The sequence below is a fragment of the Candidatus Limnocylindrales bacterium genome, assembly GCA_035571835.1.
In the GTDB taxonomy this organism is placed as follows: Bacteria; Desulfobacterota; Binatia; order UBA1149; family CAITLU01; genus DATNBU01.
On the sequence record DATNBU010000039.1, the window covers coordinates 1 to 21,167 of the forward strand.

General features: G+C 65.3%; 19 protein-coding genes. 5 read left to right on the forward strand and 14 right to left on the reverse strand.

What is annotated here, in order from left to right:
• The first annotated feature begins 148 nt into the window (after positions 1-148).
• Both rpmB and VN634_17190 read left to right on the forward strand, forming a co-directional pair.
• Positions 149-340 (forward strand): 50S ribosomal protein L28, encoded by a 192-nt coding sequence (gene rpmB / locus VN634_17185; protein HXC52620.1) that lies wholly within the window; start codon positions 149-151, stop codon positions 338-340.
• 347 nt (positions 341-687) lie between these two features.
• Positions 688-2,184: an NAD(P)/FAD-dependent oxidoreductase gene (locus VN634_17190; protein HXC52621.1), complete on the forward strand. Its 1,497-nt coding sequence runs from the start codon at positions 688-690 to the stop codon at positions 2,182-2,184.
• Positions 2,185-2,252: 68 nt separating this feature from the next.
• On the opposite strand, the gene VN634_17195 is transcribed toward VN634_17190, so the two are convergent.
• The 7 genes from VN634_17195 to VN634_17225 all read right to left on the reverse strand — a co-directional run bounded on the left by VN634_17195 (position 2,253) and on the right by VN634_17225 (position 8,370).
• Positions 2,253-2,636, reverse strand: a complete 384-nt coding sequence (locus VN634_17195; protein ID HXC52622.1) for a Rid family detoxifying hydrolase — start codon at positions 2,634-2,636, stop codon at positions 2,253-2,255.
• Between the two features lie 12 nt (positions 2,637-2,648).
• A complete protein-coding gene (locus VN634_17200; protein HXC52623.1) occupies positions 2,649-4,787 on the reverse strand; it encodes a bifunctional (p)ppGpp synthetase/guanosine-3',5'-bis(diphosphate) 3'-pyrophosphohydrolase in 2,139 nt (712 codons plus the stop codon).
• Positions 4,784-5,440: a guanylate kinase gene (gmk, locus tag VN634_17205; GenBank protein ID HXC52624.1), complete on the reverse strand. Its 657-nt coding sequence runs from the start codon at positions 5,438-5,440 to the stop codon at positions 4,784-4,786. The genes VN634_17200 and gmk overlap by 4 nt, the downstream gene beginning before the upstream one ends.
• 49 nt (positions 5,441-5,489) lie before the next feature.
• Positions 5,490-6,359 carry a YicC/YloC family endoribonuclease gene (locus VN634_17210; GenBank protein HXC52625.1) on the reverse strand — a complete coding sequence of 290 codons (870 nt, stop codon included), beginning with the start codon at positions 6,357-6,359 and terminating at the stop codon, positions 5,490-5,492.
• Between the two features lie 12 nt (positions 6,360-6,371).
• Positions 6,372-7,043 (reverse strand): lipopolysaccharide kinase InaA family protein, encoded by a 672-nt coding sequence (locus tag VN634_17215; GenBank protein ID HXC52626.1) that lies wholly within the window; start codon positions 7,041-7,043, stop codon positions 6,372-6,374.
• Between the two features lie 63 nt (positions 7,044-7,106).
• Entirely contained in the window at positions 7,107-7,340 is a 234-nt protein-coding gene (locus tag VN634_17220) for a Trm112 family protein (GenBank protein HXC52627.1), read from the reverse strand.
• 94 nt (positions 7,341-7,434) lie between these two features.
• On the reverse strand, positions 7,435-8,370 hold the full coding sequence (locus VN634_17225) for an NAD-dependent epimerase/dehydratase family protein (protein ID HXC52628.1): 936 nt from the start codon (positions 8,368-8,370) through the stop codon (positions 7,435-7,437).
• A 291-nt stretch (positions 8,371-8,661) separates the two neighbouring features.
• On the opposite strand from VN634_17225, the gene VN634_17230 reads away from it, so the two are divergent.
• The 3 genes from VN634_17230 to VN634_17240 are packed head-to-tail and all read left to right on the forward strand — an operon-like array spanning position 8,662 to position 11,879.
• Positions 8,662-9,345, forward strand: coding sequence for a type 1 glutamine amidotransferase domain-containing protein (locus VN634_17230; protein HXC52629.1), 684 nt, complete (start codon positions 8,662-8,664; stop codon positions 9,343-9,345).
• A 13-nt stretch (positions 9,346-9,358) separates the two neighbouring features.
• On the forward strand, positions 9,359-10,081 hold the full coding sequence (locus VN634_17235; protein ID HXC52630.1) for an SDR family NAD(P)-dependent oxidoreductase: 723 nt from the start codon (positions 9,359-9,361) through the stop codon (positions 10,079-10,081).
• A 34-nt stretch (positions 10,082-10,115) separates the two neighbouring features.
• Positions 10,116-11,879, forward strand: a complete 1,764-nt coding sequence (locus tag VN634_17240) for an MOSC and FAD-binding oxidoreductase domain-containing protein (GenBank protein HXC52631.1) — start codon at positions 10,116-10,118, stop codon at positions 11,877-11,879.
• A 133-nt stretch (positions 11,880-12,012) separates the two neighbouring features.
• On the opposite strand, the gene VN634_17245 is transcribed toward VN634_17240, so the two are convergent.
• The 7 genes from VN634_17245 to VN634_17275 form a co-directional block, all read right to left on the reverse strand.
• Positions 12,013-13,566 (reverse strand): lipase maturation factor family protein, encoded by a 1,554-nt coding sequence (locus VN634_17245; protein ID HXC52632.1) that lies wholly within the window; start codon positions 13,564-13,566, stop codon positions 12,013-12,015.
• Between the two features lie 32 nt (positions 13,567-13,598).
• Positions 13,599-14,459, reverse strand: a complete 861-nt coding sequence (locus tag VN634_17250; GenBank protein HXC52633.1) for a hypothetical protein — start codon at positions 14,457-14,459, stop codon at positions 13,599-13,601.
• 174 nt (positions 14,460-14,633) lie between these two features.
• On the reverse strand, positions 14,634-17,144 hold the full coding sequence (locus VN634_17255; GenBank protein ID HXC52634.1) for a hypothetical protein: 2,511 nt from the start codon (positions 17,142-17,144) through the stop codon (positions 14,634-14,636).
• Positions 17,145-17,378: 234 nt separating this feature from the next.
• Entirely contained in the window at positions 17,379-18,014 is a 636-nt protein-coding gene (locus VN634_17260; protein HXC52635.1) for a pentapeptide repeat-containing protein, read from the reverse strand.
• Between the two features lie 41 nt (positions 18,015-18,055).
• Positions 18,056-19,141 (reverse strand): tetraacyldisaccharide 4'-kinase, encoded by a 1,086-nt coding sequence (gene lpxK, locus VN634_17265; protein HXC52636.1) that lies wholly within the window; start codon positions 19,139-19,141, stop codon positions 18,056-18,058.
• Positions 19,141-20,481, reverse strand: coding sequence for a glycosyltransferase N-terminal domain-containing protein (locus VN634_17270; protein ID HXC52637.1), 1,341 nt, complete (start codon positions 20,479-20,481; stop codon positions 19,141-19,143). Before VN634_17270 ends, lpxK begins: the two co-directional genes overlap by 1 nt.
• Positions 20,478-21,167: a lysophospholipid acyltransferase family protein gene (locus VN634_17275; protein HXC52638.1), complete on the reverse strand. Its 690-nt coding sequence runs from the start codon at positions 21,165-21,167 to the stop codon at positions 20,478-20,480. The genes VN634_17270 and VN634_17275 overlap by 4 nt, the downstream gene beginning before the upstream one ends.

Genomic DNA, 21,167 nt, shown 5'->3' on the forward strand with positions numbered 1-21,167 from the left:
ACTATGCCGGACGTACCCCTGCGGACGCAAGTCCTGAAGCGTGCGATTCCATCAAAAAATCACGCGATTTGCCCGTCCTGTCCCCCCATGTTACCTAGCGCGACCTTTTCCGCGCGAACTTTCCGCGAACTCTCCGGAGGATCTCCCCGTGGCCCGTACATGTGACATCTGCCAGAAGCGCCGAGGCGTCGGTAACAACGTCTCGCACGCCAACAACAAGACCAAGCGCACCTGGCAGCCGAACCTCCAGACCGTCCACGCCGTCGTCGGCGCCACCCGCAAGACCCTGAAAGTCTGCACGCGCTGCATTCGCAGCGGAAAGATCACGAAGGCGGCGTAGGCCGCCGCCGACCGCCAGGCCGCGCCTGCGGCCGTTCCCGAAGCCGCCGCAACGGCGCTTCCCCTGCTCTTCTTCAGCCCCGGTTCCCGGTCCTCGCAGCCCTGTCGATGCCGCGGGCGCTTACCGCGCATCGCGGTCATTCTCCGTCGCGTGCTCCAACAGTTGCGACGGACTTTCCACGAAATGACATACGCTCCGGCCGAGCCGCACCGGTTTGTTCAGGCAACGCTGAAATTCGAGGCTTGATCGCGACGGTCGACGCGGCCTCGCTCTTGCTTGCTCGTTGATCCGTGATTCGCAGCTACGCGCGGCTCGCAACGAAGCAGCGAGAAGCCGAAGGAGGCGCCATGGTCGAAACTCAGGTCGAAACGTCCGGGCAGCAGGCGGAGCATTTCGACGTCGTGATCGTCGGCGCCGGAATCTCCGGCGTAGGCGCCGGCTGCCACCTGACGCGGCAGTGTCCGGGAACGAGCTTCGTCATTCTCGAGGCGAAGGACACGTTCGGCGGCACGTGGGTCACGCACCGCTATCCGGGCATTCGCTCCGACAGCGACCTCTACACCTTCGGCTACCGCTTCAAGCCGTGGACCGGTCCGCCGATCGCGACCGCCGCCGAAATCCTCACGTACATGGGCGAGGTGATCGACGAGCACGGCCTCGCACCGCACATCCGCTACGGACACACGATCTCGCGAGCGAGCTGGTCGAGCAGCGACAACCGGTGGACCGTCGAGTGCGCTCGTAACGACACCGGCCAGACCCGGCTCTTTACCGCGGGCTTTTTGTGGATGTGCCAGGGCTACTACCGCCACTCGGAGGGCTACACGCCGGAGTGGAAGGACATGGACAAGTTCCACGGCCCGATCATCCATCCGCAGACCTGGCCGGAAGACCTCGACTACAAAGACAAGAACGTGCTGGTGATCGGCTCGGGCGCGACTGCGGCAACGCTGGTTCCGGCGATCGCAGGCGACTGCAGACACGTCACGCTGCTGCAAAGGTCGCCGACGTACTTCATCCCTGCGCCGAACCAGAACGAGCTGGCCGACACGCTGCGCGCGCTCAAGATCGACGAGACCTGGATCCACGAGATCGTGCGTCGCAAATATCTCTACGACCAGCAGGTCCTCACCCAGCGCTGCATCGACGAGCCCGAGGTCGTCAAGACCGAGCTGCTCGACGGCGTGCGCGCGTTTCTCGGTCCGGACTACGACGTGGACAAGCACTTTACCCCGACGTACCGGCCCTGGCGCCAGCGCGTTGCATTCGTTCCCGACGGAGACCTGTTCCAGGGAATCGTCGCAGGCAAAGCCAGCGTCGAGACCGACGAGATCGATCGCTTCACCGAAAAAGGCATCCTGCTCAAGTCAGGTAAGCAGCTCGAGGCCGACATCATCGTGACCGCGACCGGCTTCAACCTGTGCGTGCTCGGCGACATCCGTTTTGCAGTGGACGGCAAGGACATCGACTTCGCCGATACCGTCACATGGCGAGGCATGATGTTCACCGGCGTGCCCAACCTGGTCTGGGTCTTCGGATACTTCCGCGCGAGCTGGACGCTGCGCGTGGACCTCGTCGGCGACTTCGTGTGCCGCCTTCTCAACCATATGAAGAAGAACGGGTACAACAGCGTCACGCCGCGCCTGCGTCCCGAGGACGAAGGCATGCCGCGCCTTCCATGGATCGATCCGGAGAACTTCAATCCGAACTATCTGCAGCGCAGCATGCATCTGATGCCGAAGCGCGGCGACAAGCCGGACTGGCAGCACACGCAGGACTACTGGCGCGAGAAGGACGAGCTTCCGGCGATCCAGCTGGATGATCGGGCGTTCGCATACGATTGACGCGGGACCGGAGATGAGTTTGACCGGAGATCGATCCCGACTCGTGCGGCCGCGCGGAAGCCGGATGTTCAGGCGCGAGCTGCGATCATGTCGATCTCGACGCACGCACCTTTTGGGAGAGCCGATACTTCAACCGTTGCACGTGCTGGATACGGATCAGTCAATACCGACTGCATGATGTCGTTGAGGCGGGGAAACTCCGCAAGATTTGTCACGTACACGGTAAGCCGCACGGCATCCTTCAACGACAGACCTGCAGCGGCCGCGACCTGCGCGAGATTGCGGAAGACCTGCCGCGCTTCGGCCTCGAATCCGCCGGAAACGAGCTGGCCCGTCTGCGGATCCAGCCCGATCTGCCCGCTGCAGTAGAGCACGCCGCCCGCAACGATAGCCTGGGAATACGGTCCAATTGCGGCCGGCGCGTCGTCGGTGCGGATCACGTTCTTCGTCATGCCTGCATTCCCTCAGCCGATCAGCCTGCGCACTTCCTTGACACCCGCCAGGCGGCGCAGATTCCTCATCACGCGTTCGAGATCCTCGATCGACGAAAGCGTGACCTCGAACGTGTTCATGGCCTTCGTGCCGACGGTGCGAACGTGTGCGCGTTCGATGTTGACGCTGGCGGCGGCGATGGCCTGCGTCATGTCGGCGAGCAGGCGCGGCCGGTCGCGCGAGATGACTTCGAGGCGCGCCGGACGCGCAGCGGTTGCTCCCTTCTGCCAGCTCACCGCGACCATGCGTTCGCGCTCGGCGTCGGCGAGGCGCGGACACGCCTTCGAATGGACGGTCACGCCGCGGCCGCGCGTAAGAAACCCGACGATCTCCTCTCCGGCCAGCGGCTCGCAGCACTTCGCGAAGCGCACCATCGCCTCGTCGAGGTTCTCGGCCATGACGAGCGGCTTCGGCGTGCGGTCGAACAGCCCGAAGAACGTGCGAAGGCTCCTGCGCGGGCGCTCGAAGTCGATGGTCTCGTCGGGAAGCAGGAACGTCAGGATCTGCTTGCCGGTGATGCGTCCGTAGCCGACGGCCTCGAGCAGCGAATCCTCGTCCTTGCGAATGAAGTGGATCAGCGCGCGCGAGAAGCGGTCGTCGCTGTGCAGCATCTCGAGATCGAGCCCGTAGCGCGCAAGATCGCGCTCGAGAAGCTCGCGGCCGAGCGCGATCGCCTTCTTGCGCTCCTCGGCGCGGATGTACGAAACGATGCGCTCACGCGCGCGCGGCGAGCGCACGAACTTGAGCCAGTCGCGCGACGGCGCGCCATTTTCGGTGGTGATGACCTCGACCGTGTCGCCCTGCTGCATCACGTAGCGTAGCGGCACGACCTTGCCGTTGACGCGCGCGCCGGCAGCGTGGTTGCCGACCTCGGAATGGATCCGGTATGCGAAGTCGAGCGCGGTGTCGCCTTTGCGAAACGTGAAGCCCTCGCCTTTCGGCGTGAACACGTAGACGTCTTTTCCGAACAGGTCGTCTTTTACCGACGACAGGAACTCGCGCGGATCGTCGAAGTGCTGCTGCCATTCGAGGATCTGGCGCAGCCATGCATACCGCTCGGACTCGGTCTGCTCGGTGTCGTCGGCGTCCTTGTAGCGCCAGTGCGCAGCGACGCCGTACTCAGCCACGCTGTGCATGTCGTGCGTGCGCAGCTGCATCTCGAGGCGCTCGCCGTACACGCCGATCAGCGTCGTATGCAGCGACTGGTAGCCGTTGGCCTTCGGCAGCGCGACGTAGTCGCGGAAGCGGCCCGGAACCGGCGACCAGTACATGTGCAGCACGCCGAGCGCGTCGTAGCATTCGCGGTCGCTCGCGACGAGGGCGCGGAACCCGACCACGTCGTAGACGTCGTCGATCGACAGCGCCTGGTCGGCCATCTTGCGCCAGATCGAGTACGCCCCCTTGGTGCGTCCGGTCACCGATGCTTCGATGCCCGCCGCTTCGAGACGCTTGGAGATCAGACCGGTGACTTCCTTGACGTAGCCTTCGCGCTCGAGCTTCTGCAGCGAGAGGCGCTCGCGGATCTCCTCGTATTCGACCGGATGCAGGATGTGGAACGACATGTCTTCCAGCTCCTGTTTGATCCAGTTGATGCCGAGGCGGTTGGCGAGCGGCGCGTAGAGCTCGAGCGTCTCGGCCGCGATGCGGTTGCGCTTCTCTTCCGACAGGTGCTGCAGCGTGCGGATGTTGTGCGTGCGGTCGGCGAGCTTGACGAGCAGCACGCGCACGTCCTTGGCGCTCGCGACCAGCATCTTGCGGAGATTCTCGGCCTGCTGGTTCTCGGCCGTGTCCGACTCGAGGCGCGTGATCTTGGTGACGCCGTCGACGAGCGCGGCGACCTCGCTTCCGAACCCTTCACGGATGTCGTCGAGCGTCGCCGAGGTATCTTCGACCGCGTCGTGCAGCAGGCCGGTGACGACCGTCGGCACGTCGAGGCGCATCTCGGCGATGATCGACGCGACGGCGAGCGGATGGGTCACGTAGGCTTCGCCGGATGCGCGCCGCTGGCCTTCGTGATGGCTCGCCGAAAAGCGATAGGCCTCGCCGACCATCGCGGTGTCGGCGCCGGGATCGTACTCCTTGATGCGGTTGATGAGGTCCTGGACGTTCACGCCGGCTCCTCGAACGACCGCAGCAGCCGCGCCAGCTCCTCTTCGGTCATGCCTCCGAGGCGGCGCGGAATGTCGGCGCCGAAACGCTGCGCATCACGCACGATCGCCTCGAACTCGGCGATGGCCTGCGGGCGGCTGCGATTGACGATCACGTGGTGATACTCCGCGGCCCGCGCGATCTCGCGGCACGCGTTCTCGAGGCGACGCTGGACGGTTGCCTCGGAGTCGGTGCCGCGTCCGCGCAGGCGTTCCTCCATTGTGGCCCGATCGGGCGGCAGCAGGAACACGGTGATCGCGGACGGGAACGTGTTCCTCAGCTGCGCGGCGCCCTGGACGTCGATGTCGAGCAGCACGTCATGGCCGGCGGCCATAGCGGTCTCGATCGGCGCGCGCGGCGTTCCGTATCGGTAGCCGTGCACGACGGCCCATTCGGCAAGCTCGCCGCGCAGCACCATCGCATCGAACGCCTGGTCGTCGACAAAGCGGTATTCGATGCCGTCGAGCTCGCCCTCGCGCGGCGCACGCGTCGTCGCCGACACCGACATGATCATCTCGGGAAACGCGCGCAGCGCGGCGCTCGCGACAGTGGTCTTTCCCGCGCCCGACGGCCCGGAGACGATGAACAGCAGACCTGGACGGGACTGGGAGGGCATGTCTTTTCTATCGCTGCTGCCGGCGGCGTCGATGCGGCCGGCCGCCGGCTCACTCGACATTCTGGATCTGCTCGCGCAGCTTTTCGACCTCCGACTTTCCGCCGACGACGAGGTTGGTCACGTCGATGTCCGAGGCTTTCGATCCGATCGTGTTGAGCTCGCGGTTGACTTCCTGCAGCACGAAATCGACGCGCTTGGCGACCGGCTCATTCGAGCGCACGAGCTCGTCGAGCGCGCCGAGATGGCTCGCGAGCCGCACGAGCTCTTCGGTGACGTCGGAACGATCGGCAAGCAGCGCCACTTCCTGCACCAGACGCGCCGGGTCGACGGTGACGCCGAGCAACTCGGTAAGCCGCTTCTCGAGCTTCGCCTTCAGGCGCGGAGCGACTCCGGCGGCGGCCTTCTCGAGCGACTTCACGATCGTGCGAAGGTTCTTGATGCGCAGCTGCATGTCGCGGCGGAGGTGCGCGCCTTCGCGCTCGCGCTCCTTCTTGTGCGCAGCAAGCGCCTTGTCGAGCAGGCGCCCGACTTCTTCGATTTCCGCCTTCGCGTCCGCCGCCGGCTCGGCCGCCGTGAACAGATCGCCGCGTCCGGCAAGCAGCGACAGGTCGAGGGATCCCGTCAGGCCGAATTCCTTCTGGAGCTGCTTCCAGCCTTTGATGTATGCGGCCGCCACGTCCTTCTGCAGCGCGATGCCGGAGCTGCGCGGCGGCAGCGTGCGCGAGACGTGGACTTCGACGCGCCCGCGCTCGATGGCAGCCGAGACCACGCGACGCAGATCCGGCTCGTACGGCCCGTACTCGCGCGGCATGTTGAGCTTGAGGTCGAGGAAGCGCTGGTTGACCGAGCGCACCTCGACCGTGAGCCGGCAGCCTTCGACGTGCCCGGTCGCCGCACCGTATCCGGTCATGCTTTTCATACGGTGCGCATTCTATCGCGCGTAACCGCGTTCGAGCCAGCGACGCTCGCTTTCGTCCAGCGCAACGCCGCGCGCGGTTGTGAGCTTTTTCAGAGAGCGCCAGAAGCGGTCGCGGCCTTTTTCGCCGAGGCGATGCCGACCGGGCGCGGCCAGGCGGGCCCTGTCGAAGTCGATCACGGCGACCTCGTCGTCGGCGTCGATCAGCAGATTGTGGCCGTTCAGATCCGGATGGTAGACGCCGGCGTCGTGGAGCGCGCGGATCGAGCTGCCGGCGGCGCCAAGAAGACTCCGCCGCCCGGCTTCGTCCGCGCCCGAGAACAGGTCGATGTAGGCGCGGGCGCCCTCGATCGCCGACGTGACGATCCAGCCGCGATAGAACGGCCCGCTCTCCTCGACCGCTACCGCGTGCACGATCGGCACGCGGCATCCCGCGGCGCGCGCGGTTTCGGTCGCGAGCAGCTCGCGAATCGGGCGCGGAGGTCTCAGCAGATAGAGGTCACGCACGAAGTGGCGGACCAATCCGCCGCGCAGGTAGCGTCGCACGAACACGACCTTGCCTCCGCGCAGGACGATGCGCCGCGCACCGCCGCGCCCGGAGGCGACTTCCTCTCCTGCTGCGGCGCCGGTGCGAACGGCGTCCAGCAATGCTTCCATTTCGCGCAGCTCGAGGCGCGCTGCGATCACGCGCCAGTTGCCACGGTCGCGATCGACGTAGCCTTCAGGCAGAGCGCTGAACAATCGACGCCGTCAGATGCGCTGGGCCTGGTCGATCAGCATCACGGGGATTTCATCGACGATCGGATAGCGAAGCTTGCACTGCGGGCAGTCGAGCGCGATGGGCGGGGCGTCGCCGGCGGGCGCAGCGGCGGCCGCATCCGCTCCGAACGCGGCCTTGGCCGCATCCTGCAGGCGGACGGCCGTGACGGGCCCCTTGCACGCAGGACAGACCAGCACTTCGAGCAACTTGGCGTGTACGGTCATGGCGCTACTCCGGTGGTGCTTGTTTTCGACCGCTTCGCAGTCGTTGCTTCGACCGCTTCACGACCGTTGTTCTCGACCGCTTCCCGGTCGCTAGTCACAGACTCTTCTGCCATGCGACCTGGCGCTCGAGACCTTCGTCGAGCGTCACTTTCGGCGCGAAAGCGATTTCGCGGCGCGCGGCACTGGTATCGGCCGCAGTGTGCCGCACGTCGCCCTTCTGCGTTTCCCTGCGGTCCACGCGCACCGTGCGGCCGACCAGCCGGCCGATGGTGTCGATCACTTCGTTGACAGTCGTGCGGCTTCCGCCGCCGAGGTTGTAGACCGTGCCCGTCGCTTCGGATTCGGCCGCCGAAACATTCGCCTGGACGATGTCCGCGACAAACGTGAAGTCGCGCGACTGCTCGCCGTCGCCGTAGAGCACGATCGGCTTGTCCTCGATCGCCGCGCGGATGAAGCGGTGGAACGCCATGTCCGGCCGCTGGCGCGGTCCGTACACGGTGAAGTAGCGCAGCGAGACCGTCGGCAGCCCGAAGTTCTTCGAGTACAGCCAGACCAGGTGCTCGGCGGCGAGCTTGCTGACGCCGTACGGCGAGACCGGCTTCGGGATGCTGGTCTCGCGCATCGGAAGATCGTCGGTGTCGCCGTAGATCGACGAGGACGACGCGTAGACGAACTTGCGCAGCGCGCCGCCGCGGCAGGCCTCGAGCAGGCGCTGCGTCGCGTAGACGTTGTTGTCGCTGTAGATCCGGAAGTCTTCGCCCCAGCTCGAGCGCACGCCCGCCTGGGCGGCCTGGTGGAAGACCCAGTCGACGCCGCTGACCAGCGAGCCGAGGTCGGCATCGACGAGGCTCTCCTCGACGAAGCGAAAGCGGGGGTTCTTCGAGAGGCCCGAAAGGTTTCTCTCCTTGAGCTCGCGCGGGTAGTAATCGAGGAAGCAGTCGATCCCGACGACGTCATGCCCGCCGGCCACGAGCTGCTCGGCGAGCGTCGAACCGATGAACCCGGCGACACCGGTAACCAGTGCCTTCACGAAACGCTCTCTGGAAATGACATTCGGTCCGAATCCTCCGCGGCAAAGCGGCGGATATTGCGTGCGATGACGTCGGCGGTCAAACCGCCGGGGCCGCGGTTGCCCGCTGACCCGGGAGGTGAACAGGTTTTTCGGACACCGCAAGTCCTGAGCTGTACCCGCGGTCTTCACTGGACGAATTCAAGATATTTACGCTAAGAGTTCCGCATGCCGACGCGCCCGGGCTGAAAGTCGCAACCGACTCGACGCCTGCTTCCTCGACCTTGTGTCACGAGCTCAAGGAGTCCCACGATGAAGATCCTCATGGTTTTGACTTCTCATGACGAGCTCGGAGACACGGGCCGCAAGACCGGCTTCTGGCTCGAGGAATTCGCGGCGCCCTACTTCACTTTTCTCGACGCCGGAGTGACCGTGACCGTCGCTTCACCCAAAGGCGGGCAGCCACCGCTCGACCCGGTCAGCGACACGCCGGAGGGCGAGACGGATCTGACGCGGCGATTCAAGGGTGATCCCGCGGCGAAGGCAGTGCTCGCCAACACCGTGCGGCTGAGCGAGGTCAAGGCCGCGGACTACGACGCGGTCTTCTATCCCGGCGGCCACGGCCCGATGTGGGATCTGGCCGAGGACCCGATTTCGATTGCTCTCATCGAAGACTTCTACCGCTCCGGCAAACCGGTGGCCGCGGTCTGCCATGCGCCGGGTGTCCTCCACCGTGTTCAGTACGAGGGCCAGTCGATCGTCAAGGGCAAGCGAGTAACGGGCTTCACCAACGGCGAGGAAGAAGCGGTCCACCTTACAAAGGTAGTGCCGTTTCTCGTGGAGGATGAGCTGAAGCGCCTCGGCGGGCTCTATGAGAAGGCAGCCAACTGGGCGCCCTTCGTCGTGACCGATGGGAGACTTGTCACTGGCCAGAATCCGGCGTCGTCCAAAGCGGGCGCCGAGGCGCTGCTGAAACTTCTGACTTCAACGAAGTGAAGTCGCCGTGAGTATGGAACGCAGGGTCGCCCTCGTCACCGGCGCCTCGCAGGGCATTGGCGCCGGCGTCGTCAAGGCGTTCGCCGAACGCGGGTTCCGCGTTGTCGCGAGCTCGAGGAATGTGACCAGCTCCGCCGAGCTCGCGGCCTCCGACCGTATCGCGCTTGTGGACGGTGACATCGGTCAGCCGGCAACGGCCGCCAGAGTCGTCGAAACTGCACTGTCCCGCTTCCGGTCGATTGACGTACTGGTCAACAACGCCGGAATTTTTTTCGCCAAACCATTCACGGCGTACACGGCCGACGACTTCCGGTCACTCGTCTCGACCAACCTCGAAGGGTTCCTGCACCTCACCCAGCTTGCCGTCAGACAAATGCTGGCTCAGGGGACTGGCGGGAGCATCGTCACAATCACGGCGGCGCTCGCCCGCAATCCGATCCGCGGCGTGCTGGCGGCGGTTCCGATGATCACCAAAGGCGGCCTGGAAACGGTAACCCAGCACCTGGCGATGGAGTTTGCCAAGGACGGAATCCGTGTGAACGCCGTCGCGCCTGGCGTCGTCGACACGCCGATGCATCGCGACACTCCGCGCGACGTGATGGCCGACCTGTCGCCCATGGGACGGCCGTCGACGGTCAAGGACATCACGGACGCGGTCCTGTATCTGACCGACGCCGCGACGGTAACGGGGCACATCCTGTACGTCGATGGCGGTGCTCATTTCGGACGCTGGTAACGCCGCGAAGAGCGGAGGCGACGAGGGAACGTGAATGGCGCGCTTGTTGTCCGTCAACGTGGGTTGCCCCCGCGAGATCGCGTGGCGCGGAAAGACCGTCTACACCTCGGTGTGGAAGGAGCCGGTCGTGGGGCGGCGCATGGTCGGGCGTTTGAACGTCGACGGCGATGCGCAAGGCGATCTGCACGGTCACGGCGGAGAGCACCGCGCAGTCTTCGTCTACCAGATGGATGCCTATCGCTTCTGGGAACGTGAGCTGAAGCGAAGTGATTTCACGTTCGGGCAATTCGGAGAAAACTTCACCGTGGAGGGCCTGGCCGACAGCGATGTCTGCGTCGGCGACCGCTACCGGATCGGCGGCGCGCTGTTTGAGGTGACGCAACCGCGCGTGACCTGCTATCGCGTAGGCATCCGCATGAATGAGCCCAGGATGCCGGCCTTGCTCGTCGCTCACCAGCGCCCGGGATTCTATTTCCGTGTGCTCGAGGAGGGTGAGGTGGGCGCCGGCGACGAAATCGTCCGAGTGGCGCAGGGCACCGAGCGAATGACCGTGGCGACGATCAACGCGCTGCTCTATCTTCCCGGGCCCGCCATACGCGACATTGAGCGCGCCTTGCGCATCCCGGCCTTGAGCCCTGGCTGGAAACACTCCTTTCAGGCTCTGCTTCTGCAGAAGATGCAGCCGGGCTCGTCCACGGGGAATCACGGTCTGGCTTCAGCGGAGCAGATGGTCACGGCCACACCGGGTTTTCGGCCGCTCAAGGTCGCCAGAGTGGATAGCGAGAGCCGCACTGTGTTCTCACTGTTGCTGGAGCCTACGGACGATCGCACGTTGACTGTACCTCTGCCCGGCCAGTTCGTCGTGTTGCGACTCCGTCCGCAAGCCGATGCGCCCCCGGTCTTGCGCAGCTACTCACTATCGGGTCCTCCGGACGCCGTCCGCTATCGCATCAGCGTTCAGCAGGAACCGCATGGAGTCGCCAGCACGTACTTGCGGACGCAGCTTCGAACCGGCGATGTCCTGGATGTCAGCGCACCCCGAGGCGCTTTCACCCTGCAACGCGGCGATCGTCCTGCGGTGCTGCTGAGTGCTGGCGTGGGTGTGACGCCGGTGCTGGCCATGCTCCACGCACTGGCAGCATCTGCCACGCCGCGCCCGGTCTGGTGGATTCATGGAGCGCGCGATCGCTCGAATCATTCCTTTGCCCGAGAAGTGAGCGACTTGCTGCGCAAGCTGCCCCAGGCCCGGAGCCACGTCCGCTACAGCCGCCCCGAAGCGACGGATCGGTTGGGAGTGGACTACGACTCGGCCGGCCGTTTGACCGTCACGGCCCTCGAAGAACTGGACGTATCCCGCGAATCGGATTTTTATCTGTGTGGCCCTGCGGGGTTCCTCGAAGACTTCACCACTGGCCTTGGCAACTGGGGCGTCGCACGCGATCGCATCCACTCGGAAGTGTTCGGTTCGGGCGAATCCATTGCTCCGGGTGTGAAGAGTCCGCCGCGCCGCCTGCCGCACGCGCCACCAGGATCGCCCGGTGCTGGGCCAAAAGTGTCCTTCGCCCGCGCGGGCCTCACGGTTTCGTGGGATTCCGCATTCCAGAACCTGCTGGAACTCGCGGAAGCCTGCGACGTCCCGGTGCGCTGGTCTTGCCGCACCGGAGTTTGCCACACCTGCGAGTGCGGATTGGTTTCCGGATCGGTGACGTACGATCCCGCCCCGCTCGAACTTCCCGCGGACGGCAACTTGCTGACTTGCTGCTCGCGCCCGCGCGAAGACCTGGTCATCGACATCTAGAGTCGCGCCGCGACGGCACGGGGTACGAGGAATCAAGTTGCGCGTCAGGTTCAATCCCGTCGTGGAGACCGGAATTCCTGGGTTCATTCCGAGCGGCAAGGAAAGTTGAGACAGCAGGCTGCGGAACTCCATCTCACGGATGCTCGTCCGCACCCACGTAGCGGACTTCGTGGCTGATCGGGTCACGAACGATGGCCGGTGAATACGGACCGAGCGCCTCCCGCGACCACCATTCTCCGGTCTGACGAAGCGTCTGCCCATCGGTGAACCGATACCGATAGAGCACCGTCCGGATCATGTCCGGACGCGAAGCCGAGAACGGGTCCGCGGCAAACAGCGCGAGGACCGACGGTTCCCCGTCAAGGAGCGCGCGCGCCGTGCGAAGGACATACGGGACTTTTGTGTACGGCGGTACGGGATCCAATTCGACGGACCGCGACGCCTCGCGATCGAACCGCGGGCTGAACGGTGCGAAGAAGCGAGGTCTGACATCGGGCTGCTGTGTCTGAAACCGGTACTCATACGGCAACCATGTCTTGCCGCCGTCGTTCGATCCTTCGAACACGATGACCCGCCGCTGCCGCGGGATGACCGGGTAGAGCTGGTAGGAGTTCGCGCTGCGAAATGCGCCGGTCTCGCGGAGCAGCGTCGACAACACAGGAGGAATCGGAGCTTCGAAGAACTTGAGCATCGCCAGAGACGAAACAGCGAACAGGAAGAAGAGAAACCCTCGTGCCGCGCGCTTGCGCCACCGCCGCTCGGGCAGCCTTTCCCCGTCAATCCTGGCGGCGGACCGCAGTGGCAGCACGCGCCTGAGGTCGTCATCGCCGGCAAGCAGAATCGCGAGCGCGATCGAATGGTAATTGAACGTGTTGAAGTTGGCCGTCAGCAGGATGCCGACGTGCATCACAGTCCAGGCGACCAGGGCAAATCTGCGAAGTCGCGACCCCAGGAACAGCAGCACGCTGCAGCCAACCTCGACGAAAAGAACGTACGCCGTGAAAAGCTGATGCACAGCCTGCGGAAGCTTCTCGGCGAACCACGCGATCCAGGTCGGGAACGGCGACGTTTCGAAGAAGAAGTCCATCGTCGATAGCGAACGCCACATCGGATCGCTGCTGAGTACCTTCGACATCCCCGTTTCGAGCATCAGGCGGAAGAGCAGCCACTGGTAGAGAAAGAGCATCCCAGCGGAGAAAGGTGAGCGGCTCCCCAGCCCTGGACGGAATCCGGCAGGCGCGGCGAAGACCGCGAGGACGGTGCCCTCGAGCAGCAGGTTATCGGAAGCGTACCAGGAGAACTGCGGCGCAATCGTCAGCAGCGACAGGTAGCAGACCCAGCAGACCACGAGCGCCAACCGCGGCACTCGGTTGACGACCACCAGCACAGCTGCGGCGACACCGACCCAGCAATAGCATTGAAGCGCCCACGCTCCGGATCCGAGCCACGCGATCGTCGGCGCCGCGAGCAGCCGGCTCGAGTCCCCGGCAATTCGCGCGGCGAGACTCGAAAGATACGTCCCGGCTGGAAAGAGTCCGCTCGGACCAACGAGTCCGACGATCTCGGATGACAGCGAGAGAAACGCGGTGACGTACAGGAGCCCGAGAATGCGGAGATAGATCCAGCGGGACCAGAGATGGGGCGCGTCGCCGGAGATGATCGTGCCGTTGCGCATGCGGACGCTCATGCCGGCGGCATGAGCGTCCGCCGCCGGCGATATCAGTCGACGCAGATCGGGATGCTGTCGCACTGCGAGACGAAGTCGGCGCAGCCGTCGTTCAAGCTGCAGGCCAGGCTGTCGCAGTAGCAGTCGGGGCCCGAGCCCGGCGGTACGGTCCGGGACTCTCCGCAGTAGCCCGCGCAGCTCTTGGGCAGCTCGGCGAGCGTCGTGCTGGTCGTCGACGTAGTCGAGGTCGTCGTGGTCGAGGACGTCGTCGATGAAGTCGTGGTGGACGTCGACGGCGGCGTCGGCGTGCACGTGTTCGTGCAGATTCCACCTGCGCCGCAGCACGAATTGATTGCGCAGACCTGACCTGGCCCGCAGTCGCTGGTCTGGGTGCAGTTCGGCGTCACGCAGTTGAAATTGCTGGCGCAAACGCCGCACGTGCTGTCGGTGTTCTGGAACACGTAGCAATCCGAGTAGCCGCCACTTCCACCGCTCTCGCTGCAGAGCGGCGACGACTCGGGACCACAGACGTGATTGCCGCAGCCGTCGATGTTCGTCGTCGTCGTCGTCGAGGACGTCGTCGTCGACGACGTGGTCGACGTCGTGGTGGTGGTCGTCGTGCCGGGCACGCACTGGTTGTTCACGCAGTTGCTGCCCGGGCCGCAGTCGCCGCACTGGATCGGAATCCCGCAGCCGTTGTCGATCTCTCCGCACTGCTTGTTCTGCTCGGCGCAGTCCTGCTGGTCGCAGCACTTGCCGAATTTGTCGGTCGGCTGCTGGCGCAGGCAGAGCTTGCTCTGGCAGCTCTTGTGAACGTGGCAGGTTGCACCGTCGGGTTTGCCGCCGGCACCGGCGACGCCTGCGAGCAGGAATACCGACACCATGGCGATGGAAGCCGCCAGAATTCGTTTCATCGAACCCTCCTTTGACACGGACCCCCGGTTACTGCGGTTTCGGATCATTGCTCCGAATTTCCCACGCCTTTTGTCGAAGCACAATAGGCAGGCGGGCTCCTGACGAGTCAATTTCCGCGTAGTGCACTCGCAGCCCCGCTGCTGCGCGGCATCCACACGCGCTTTCTTCGCCGGCTAATCCGAGCGCGCCGAGAACTTCGTGGCCGACTGCGACGCAAACGGCGCGCTGAACGTTGCTCCCATGCACGCGCCGCCGTCGTGCCGGCGGATCTGGACGTCGAGCGGGCCGAGGAGCGCATCCGGCGACGTGAGCGCGAGCGCCACGCCCTTCCCTTTCACGCTCGCGGCCGCCTCTCCGTCGATCGGCGAGGCCTGCAGCTTGATCTTGGAGAGCCCGCTTGGGCTCAGGCCTTTGTCGCTGTACGAATAGCCGGTCGTCCTGGCGCGCCAGCACGGTCTCGGTGCGCTCGGCGACCCGCCGCACGATCCGCCCGCAGGCGCGACCCAGCCCTGAACGAGAGCGCCGCCATCGTAGAGGCAAACATCGTACGCATCGGTCGTCGTCGGATCGCCGAGCGTCGTGAAGTCGACAGCCTGCCCATTCTTCCAGCTCCACGACAGGCTGTCTCGCGCAGCATCCTCGCTCTTGCGAAGGCTGAGCGTGGAAGCCTGAGGTTCGATCGGCGTACGACAAAACGCCGGTGCAGGTGGACACGCCGGAATGTCGCCGATCGCATCCGACGTCAGCGTAAAGACTGCGTCGGCGGCAACGGTCACATGCACCTGTCCGTCGACCACATCGATTGGCAGTCCGTAGTCGAAGCTCAGACTCGACGTCGTCTGTACGAGCTGCAAGGTCGTCACCGCCGGCAACCCGGACACGTCGACGACCAGGTCTGTCGGGACGTCGTTGTCGTTGAAACCGACGATTGCCACTCCGCCCGTCGACGGCCGCATATAGGCCTGCAGATCGATGCCGGACTCCGTCGTGCTCACGCCGATCCGCATGTCACCTGCGGCGATGAAGCGGCTGAACTGCGCGACGGTATAGAAGTTCTTGCGCGGGCTGTACGTGTACGACGCCGCGTGAATGTCGTCCACGCGCAGGATTCCCCAGAAACTCCACGGCGCCGGAGCATGATGCGCGTACGAGCTGTCGTAGCCTTCCCACACGGTGGCGCCGGCGGCGCCGTTGGCGAGGTGGTCGAACAGGTACTCGGCGGTTCCGCGCGTGTACTCCCAGTTGTAGTCGCCGGGCACGCCCTGGTCGCAGCCGTCGCACCACACGTTGAACTCGGTCATCCAGAACGGGGTCTGCGGATAATCGGACGCCGCAATCAGATCTCCAATACCGCTGCTGCCGCCGCCGCCGCCAGAATAGCTGTGGACGCCGAAGCGCGCGATCTTCGCCATCACGACGTCGTCGGCCAGCAGCTCGGGAAGATAAGCCGTGCCGCCGCCGGCGAGATCCGGTGCAACCAGGCGCACGTCGCCGAGGCCGGCGGCGTCGAGGTGCTGCGCGAGCGCGTGCAGCGCAGTCGCATACTGCGCGCCGTTGACCGTAGAGATGCCTTCGTTCGAGATGTTCGGCTCGTTGTTCGGCGCGACGAGCTTGAAGTCGATGCCGCGCACGTTTCTCGCGTACACGAGGAGCGACGTGATCATCTCCGCCCACTCGTCTTCCATGCCGGGCGCAAGACTGTGTCCGCCCATCCAGTCGGGCCCCCAACCCATGAAGTTGAACATGAGGCCGTCGGTGATGCCGCGGCTGTTCAGGTACTCCGCCATTTCCCACAACGGCTCGAAGCGCGTCGTCGCGTAGAGCGCATTGTAATAGGCTTGATTCATCACGGCCGAGTCGCCGTTGTCGTTGGGGTCTTCCCAGTCGCTGAGATCGAACACGACGCGGAACAGTCGCATGCCCGCCTCGTCGATGAGCCGGTCGAGCGCCGGGATGAGCTCGCCGCCGCGCCAGCTTCGATGGTTGGCGTTGACGCCGATGCCGTCCATTTGCTGGTAGACGACGGCGGGATCCACGCTGACGGTCGGAACCGTCTCGGTGCCGGGCGGCCCGATCGCGATGCTGTCGAACGTCGATGTGTTGAGCGCGCCATCGTTCACCGCGGAAACGGCAAGGCCGATCATGACCTCGTCCGGCAGAGCAACGGTTGCGGCACCGAACGGGACCCATGCGTTGCCGTCGCCGGACCTGAGCGCCGTCAGCTGATTGCCGACGCGACGCAGCTTGACCCACGTCGGCGCCGTCTCGGCGGTGCCGGGCTGGAACGAGCTGCTGCCTCCGCTGTTCTCTCGCCAGGTAAACGACAGTCCCTGCGATCGAGTGACGCTGGCGATTCCGTGCCTCGCGCCGGCCGACAGCCCGTCGCGAATCATCACACCCGCCATTCCCCATGGTCCCGTGTCGCCGACCGAGGCGACATGCGCGCTGATCTCGAAATCGCCGGTCATGGTCTGGTAGACGAAATGGAATTCGTCGGCGTTGTCCCAGATGTCGGCGCCGCTGCCGACCACGGTAAACGTGCCCGCGCCATAGGAAGCCGTGCCCGCCGCGCCGACAGCGCCGACGTCGGCATGCTGCCACGGCGCGGGAAGATCGGCCGAAGCCGCTCCCGCGGTCGCGAGCACGAGAGCAAGCACGCCGAGCGATCGACCAAGTGGAGTCATCAGCGCGTTGTAGCAGCCGAACCCCGAGGTTGGCTACTTGTTCTGCGTTAAGGGTAGCCGGCTGCGCTCCCGGAGCGCACGTCGGCTACGGCGCCGATGCGGAGAATCTCGACGAAGTATTGGTGCTCGCCGTCGGGAACTCGGAGGTCCAGCAGGTCGGAGAAGCGAGGCGGAAGAGCTGGTGTGCCGATCGTGTCCTTGTTGCCACCGACACGTGAGTCCAGTGCACACGCTTTATGGCAAAGGGTGACATGGACCCTGTGAACCGTCAGGACAGATCACCGTAGAATCCCACAGAACATTGTTGAGCAGAGCACCGTCGAACTTTGCACCCAGGAGGATCGCGTGATCGAAAGTCACCTGTCGAAGATCCGCATTGCGAAAATCCGCAGCCATGAGGTTTGACCGGCCGGTGAATTTCGCCCCGCGCAGATCGGCACCGCGAAAGTCTGCTCCGTTAAAATTCGCGCTTCCCCATGTCGAATTCTTTAGATCGGCGTTGCGGAGGATCGCGCCGTTAAAGTGAGCCAATTCAGTTCCCAACCCATGAAAATCGGCGCCAGTTAAATCGGCATTCGACAGGTCGATGTAGTCACTACGATCTGAATCCAGGATTTCGGAGAAATCGGTGCCGCGGAGATCGTACGTCATCTCATTGGTGCAGGTCAGAATAACATCGGTCCCGACGGCTTTTTTTAAAACCGCCAAGGCATCACTCGCCTGTAATCCGTCGGGAGCGACTACGTCACCGCATTGATGTTGTGCCGCTGCTATTGCGTTCGACGCAAGGACGATGGCGAAAGCAATTACGATGCGAAAAAGCGCTGCGGAAGCAGGCAGAGCGTGGGGGTTTAAGGTATGCCGTTTCACTGATTCACCCTTTATTCCGGAATTCGGGGACAGACACTGATTTATTTTCTCGTGACCAGGCCGATGAGAGTGTTCTCGTCCTTTCTGCTTTCGAGTTCGAGCTCGACCCGCAGTGCGAGCATGCCAAGCCGCGGTCGCAGGTGCGTCAGCTTGACCAGATCCTTCTCGGTCGTGACGACTACGGCCCCTGGCGATGAAGCGACCGCGCGATCGATCTCGGCTCCGTCCGGCTCGTCGTAGCGGTGGTGATCGCGGCGCACGATTGCGGCGGTAACGCGGGCGCCGGCGCGCGAGAGATCATCGAGGAAGCGCTCGGGCCGCGCGATCCCGGCAACCGCAACGATCTCGCGACCGGAAAGCCACGACGGCGCATCGCCGGAAACATCGGCAACCGAAGAGACGAGCATCGACGGCCGCATCGCGGCACGAATGACACGTGTTGCACCGGTTGCCGAGGCTGCAGCGCGTGCATCCGGTGCAGCAAGCGCAATGGCCACCGCAGCGCGGCCGAGCGCCGACACCGGCTCGCGCAGCGGACCCGCCGGGAGCAGTCGCATCGAGGCGTCGGCGTCCGACGTCATCACGATGTCGACGTCGCGCGCGAGCGCGCGGTGCTGGAAGCCGTCGTCGAGCACGAACACGTCCGGCGGCTCGCCGTTCTCGATCAGCTTCTTCCAGGCGGTCTGGCATGCGGCGAGGCGGTCGTGCCCGACCGCCACCGGGCAGCCGCTTCGAATCGCCAGCAGCACGGCCTCGTCGCCGGCGCGGTCGACGATCGTACTGGTCGATGCGTCGGTCGCGCGCAGCACAAACGCGTTCTCGCCGCCGCTGCCTCCGTAGCCGCGCGTGACGATGCACGGGCGCATGCCCTGCTCGCAAAGCCGCCGCGCGAGCCACAGCACGAACGGCGTCTTGCCCGCTCCTCCAACGCGAAGAGCTCCGACGCTGACGACCCGCGCCGGTGCACGGCCGGCCGGCAGGAGGCCGGACGCATAGAGCGCGTTGCGCACGGCAACGCCGGCGCCGAACAGCATCGATGCCGGCGCGAGAGCCGCACGAATGCCCCTCGCCGCCGGCCGGTCGCCGTACCAGACGTCTTCGATCGTTGGCGGCCGCAGCGAGGGCATCAGCCGATGCTCCTTCGCTCGGTGCGCCCATCCGTGGACGGGAGCAGCGGAAGCAGCGCGTTCACGGTTCGTTCGAGAGCGCCGCGGCGGGCCTCGATCGCAGCTCGAGCAGCGCGTGAAGCCGCACGAAAATCTTCCGCCGTTCCGGCAACTTCGATCCAGAACGTCGAGAGCTCGTCGATGTCCTCCACAGTCCGGATCGCGGCGCTCGCCGCGAGCAGCTCGCGCTGGTCGGGCACGTTTTCGAGATGCGGTCCGCACGCGATCGGGCAGCCCGCGACGACCGCTTCGAGAAGGTTGTGCCCGCCCGGTCCGGCGCTGAGGCTGCCGCCGACGAACGCAGCGACGGCGGACGCGTACGCACGCTGCAGAAGTCCGAGGCGGTCGATCACGACGACATCCGCATCATCCGGCCACAGCGCGGCTTCTCTTTCCGGGAGCGCGCCGCCCACGGCCGAAACCGAAAACCCCTTCGCACGCACGAGCTCCACAACCTGGCCGGCACGCTCGGGATGCCTCGGCGCAATCAGAAGCTTCGCGTGAGCCAGCTTCGCGCGAACCAGCCGGAATGATTCGAGCGCGAGCTCCTCTTCCCCTTGGTGCGTCGACGCCGCGAGGAAGATCGGCGCCGCTGCGACGGTACGCAGCAGCGCCGGCGCCGCCTCGCGCCCGGACGGCACGGCGAGATCGAACTTGATGTTGCCGGTGACCTCGACGGCCCGGTCTGAAGCTCCGAGCGAGCGCCAGCGGCCAGCCGCTTCCGCATCGCGCGCGCAGACCTTCGCCGTGCGGGAAAGGAGCGGAGCGATCCAGGGCCGCAGCCGCCGGTATCGCGGCATCGAGCGGTCCGACAGGCGCGCGTTGACGAACGCGACCGGCACGCCCCTGTCGCCGAGAAGCCGGAGCATCTCGGGCCAGATCTCGGTCTCGACCGCAACGAACAACGACGGCGCGATCGGCGCCAGAATCCTGTTGATGAACGGGGCGAAGTCGATCGGAAAGTAACGCGATTCGAACACCTGCTCGTGCATCACACGAGCATGTCCGCTGGTGGTCGTCGAGGTAATCACGACGCGCGCATCCGCGGACTTTTCGGCCAGTCTGCGGGCGATTGCCACGGCGATGTCGGCCTCCCCGACCGATGCGCCGTGGATCCAGACCCACGGACTACTCGCCATCGGATGGCCGTCCCAGAGACCGCAACGCTCGCGAAGACGGTGGCGTTCCTCCTCATGCGCAACCATCGACCGCGCCAGCGTGGCAGCAGCGACAGCGACGCCGGCCGCCGAATAGATCGCGCGCATCGAGGTTGCAGCGAGGCTTTGCGCGGCCCCGCTCACGTCTCCTCCGGACTTGCCCGACCGGCCAGCCGGTCCGCCTCCAAGGTCGCAAGTCGCAGCCGACGCTCGAGCTCGAGCCGCAGGTCCTCTCGCGATACCGGCCCGCGCGATTCCGCGCGCAGCGGCTCGCCGACGACGAGCACCACCTTCGCGAACGGATACGGGATCATCAGCCGGTCCCACGTCGGCAGGCGCCATCCTTTCGTGCAGCTCACGGCCATCGGAAAGAGCGGCGCGCCGGTCGCGAGCAGAAGCTCGGCGGCTCCGCCCTTGGCGATGCCGGCCGGTCCTTTCGGTCCGTCGGGGATCAGCGCGAGATCGCGGCCGCGCCGGCTCGCACGAACCAGCCCGAGAAGGCCGGAGACCGCGCCGCGCGTCGACGATCCGCGCGTCGATTCGACGCCGAAGCGCGCGATCACGCGCGAGACGATCTCGCCGTCACGGTGCGTGCTGTTCATGATGCTCGCGCCGCGTCCGCGATAGACGAACGGAAGCATGATCGCGCGGCCGTGCCAGAACGCCATCAGCACCGGCTCGCCGGCCTGCCAGCAGCGTTCGATTTCTTCGGCTCCGTGGCGCGTCCAGCGCACGGTGCGTCCGAGCAGCGCGAGCACCGACCAGATCAGGAACGTCGCGGCTGATACTTCGAAGCGCGCGAACGCGTCGTAGCGTCGCAGCGCGCGCAC

What these genes read in the sequence shown, in the direction of transcription:
- VN634_17190 (HXC52621.1), top strand. Translation starts at nt 688, where the DNA reads ATGGTCGAAACTCAGGTCGAAACGTCCGGGCAGCAGGCGGAGCATTTC.
- VN634_17195 (HXC52622.1), bottom strand. Translation starts at nt 2,636, where the DNA reads ATGACGAAGAACGTGATCCGCACCGACGACGCGCCGGCCGCAATTGGA.
- gmk (HXC52624.1), bottom strand. Translation starts at nt 5,440, where the DNA reads ATGCCCTCCCAGTCCCGTCCAGGTCTGCTGTTCATCGTCTCCGGGCCG.
- VN634_17210 (HXC52625.1), bottom strand. Translation starts at nt 6,359, where the DNA reads ATGAAAAGCATGACCGGATACGGTGCGGCGACCGGGCACGTCGAAGGC.
- VN634_17220 (HXC52627.1), bottom strand. Translation starts at nt 7,340, where the DNA reads ATGACCGTACACGCCAAGTTGCTCGAAGTGCTGGTCTGTCCTGCGTGC.
- VN634_17230 (HXC52629.1), top strand. Translation starts at nt 8,662, where the DNA reads ATGAAGATCCTCATGGTTTTGACTTCTCATGACGAGCTCGGAGACACG.
- VN634_17235 (HXC52630.1), top strand. Translation starts at nt 9,359, where the DNA reads ATGGAACGCAGGGTCGCCCTCGTCACCGGCGCCTCGCAGGGCATTGGC.
- VN634_17240 (HXC52631.1), top strand. Translation starts at nt 10,116, where the DNA reads ATGGCGCGCTTGTTGTCCGTCAACGTGGGTTGCCCCCGCGAGATCGCG.
- VN634_17245 (HXC52632.1), bottom strand. Translation starts at nt 13,566, where the DNA reads ATGAGCGTCCGCATGCGCAACGGCACGATCATCTCCGGCGACGCGCCC.
- VN634_17250 (HXC52633.1), bottom strand. Translation starts at nt 14,459, where the DNA reads ATGAAACGAATTCTGGCGGCTTCCATCGCCATGGTGTCGGTATTCCTG.
- VN634_17255 (HXC52634.1), bottom strand. Translation starts at nt 17,144, where the DNA reads ATGACTCCACTTGGTCGATCGCTCGGCGTGCTTGCTCTCGTGCTCGCG.
- lpxK (HXC52636.1), bottom strand. Translation starts at nt 19,141, where the DNA reads ATGCCCTCGCTGCGGCCGCCAACGATCGAAGACGTCTGGTACGGCGAC.